Genomic DNA, 1,993 nt, shown 5'->3' with positions numbered 1-1,993 from the left:
GATGTACAAGGTGTGTCTAAAGGTAAAGGTTTTCAAGGGGTTGTAAAACGTCACGGTTTTGGTGGTGTTGGACAAGCAACTCACGGTCAACATAACCGTTTAAGAGCGCCAGGATCTGTAGGAGCTTCATCTTATCCATCTAGAGTATTCAAAGGAATGCGTATGGCTGGACGTATGGGAGGCGAAAATGTAAACGTTCAAAACCTTAGAGTTTTAAAAGTAGTTGCTGAAAAGAATCTACTTGTGATTAAAGGATGTGTTCCTGGTCATAATAACTCTTATGTAATCATTCACAAGTAATGGAAGTAAAAGTATTAGATTTCAACGGAAAAGATACTGGCAGAAAAGTTCAACTTTCTGATTCAGTATTCGCAATTGAACCAAATAATCACGCTGTATACCTTGATGTTAAGCAATATTTAGCTAATCAAAGACAAGGGACGCACAAAGCTAAAGAAAGAGCTGAAGTTGCGGGAAGTACACGTAAGATTAAAAAACAAAAAGGAACTGGTACTGCTCGTGCAGGTAGTGCAAAGAATCCATTGTTTAAAGGTGGTGGAACAGTTTTCGGACCAAGACCAAGAAGTTATTCATTCAAATTGAATAAAAACTTGAAACGTTTGGCAAGAAAATCTGCTTTCTCAATCAAAGCAAAAGAGTCAAATATTATCGTTCTTGAGGACTTTAATTTTGAAGTACCAAACACTAAAAATTTCATTAACGTTTTGAAAGCTTTAGAGTTAGAGAATAAAAAATCACTATTCGTGTTGGGTAATACAAATAAAAATGTATATTTGTCGTCACGTAATTTAAAAGGGTCTGATGTGGTAAGTAGTTTAGAATTAAGTACTTACGCTATATTAAACGCTAATAATTTAGTGCTTTTGGAGAGTTCTTTGGAAGTAATTGAAGAAAATTTAAGTAAATAATAGGATATGAGTATCATAGTTAAACCTATAGTAACGGAAAAAGTAACCAAAGAAAGTGAAGTTTTAAACCGTTTTGGATTCGTTGTTAACAAAAAAGCAAACAAAGTTGAGATTAAGAAAGCTGTAGAAGCTGCTTATGGTGTAACGGTGTTAAGTGTTAATACAATGAATGTAAGACCAGATAGAACTACAAAATACACTAAAAGTGGTTTAATCAGTGGAAAGACAAATGCTATTAAAAAAGCAATTGTACAAGTACAAGCAGGAGAATCAATTGATTTTTACAACAATATCTAAGATAGAAAAATGTCAGTAAGAAAATTAAAACCTATTACCGCAGGTCAGCGATTTAGAGTTGTGAATGGTTATGACGCCATTACAACTGATAAGCCGGAACGCTCTTTGATAGCGCCGATAAAAAACTCTGGAGGTAGAAATAGTCAAGGAAAGATGACCATGCGTTATACGGGTGGTGGTCACAAGCAGAGATATCGTATTATTGATTTCAAAAGAACAAAGGAAGGAATTCCTGCGACAGTGAAATCAATCGAATATGATCCAAATCGTACTGCGTTTATCGCTTTGTTAGCTTATGCTGATGGAGAGAAAACATATGTTATTGCTCAAAACGGATTGAAAGTTGGTCAGAAATTAGTTTCTGGTCCAGAATCTCAACCTGAAATTGGTAATGCAATGCCTTTAAGCAGAATTCCATTAGGAACTGTAATCTCTTGTATTGAGTTAAGACCTGGTCAAGGAGCTGTTATTGCTCGTTCAGCTGGTACTTTTGCTCAATTAATGGCAAGAGACGGAAAATTTGCTACAATTAAAATGCCATCTGGTGAAACAAGATTAATCTTGTTAACTTGTTCGGCTACAATTGGAGCAGTATCTAATTCTGACCACCAATTAGTTGTGTCTGGTAAAGCAGGTAGAACAAGATGGTTAGGTAGAAGACCTAGAACAAGACCTGTTGCAATGAACCCTGTTGATCACCCAATGGGTGGTGGAGAAGGACGTTCTTCTGGTGGACATCCACGTTCAAGAAATGGAATACCAGCAAA

The 1,993-nt window shown here is 36.0% G+C and carries 4 protein-coding genes; all 4 read left to right on the top strand.

Translation table 11 applies throughout. The features are described 5' to 3' along the window. A partial coding sequence (locus WBQ70_RS04905; protein ID WP_423911321.1) for a large ribosomal subunit protein uL3 occupies positions 1 to 300 on the top strand: 300 nt, incomplete at its 5' end. Next, positions 300 to 929 (top strand): 50S ribosomal protein L4, encoded by a 630-nt coding sequence (rplD, locus tag WBQ70_RS04900; RefSeq protein WP_423911319.1) that lies wholly within the window; start codon positions 300 to 302, stop codon positions 927 to 929. The genes WBQ70_RS04905 and rplD, both read left to right, overlap by 1 nt. A 6-nt stretch (positions 930 to 935) precedes the next feature. Next, entirely contained in the window at positions 936 to 1,226 is a 291-nt protein-coding gene (gene rplW / locus WBQ70_RS04895) for a 50S ribosomal protein L23 (RefSeq protein WP_423911317.1), read from the top strand. 9 nt (positions 1,227 to 1,235) lie between these two features. After that, the coding region (gene rplB, locus WBQ70_RS04890; RefSeq protein ID WP_423911315.1) for a 50S ribosomal protein L2 at positions 1,236 to 1,993 on the top strand (758 nt) is incomplete at its 3' end.

This window comes from Flavobacterium sp., assembly GCF_049590715.1.
Taxonomy (GTDB): domain Bacteria; phylum Bacteroidota; class Bacteroidia; order Flavobacteriales; family Flavobacteriaceae; genus Flavobacterium.
This window is presented reverse-complemented; position numbering and strand designations above follow the sequence as displayed.

What these genes read in the sequence shown, in the direction of transcription:
- rplD (WP_423911319.1), top strand. Translation starts at nt 300, where the DNA reads ATGGAAGTAAAAGTATTAGATTTCAACGGAAAAGATACTGGCAGAAAA.
- rplW (WP_423911317.1), top strand. Translation starts at nt 936, where the DNA reads ATGAGTATCATAGTTAAACCTATAGTAACGGAAAAAGTAACCAAAGAA.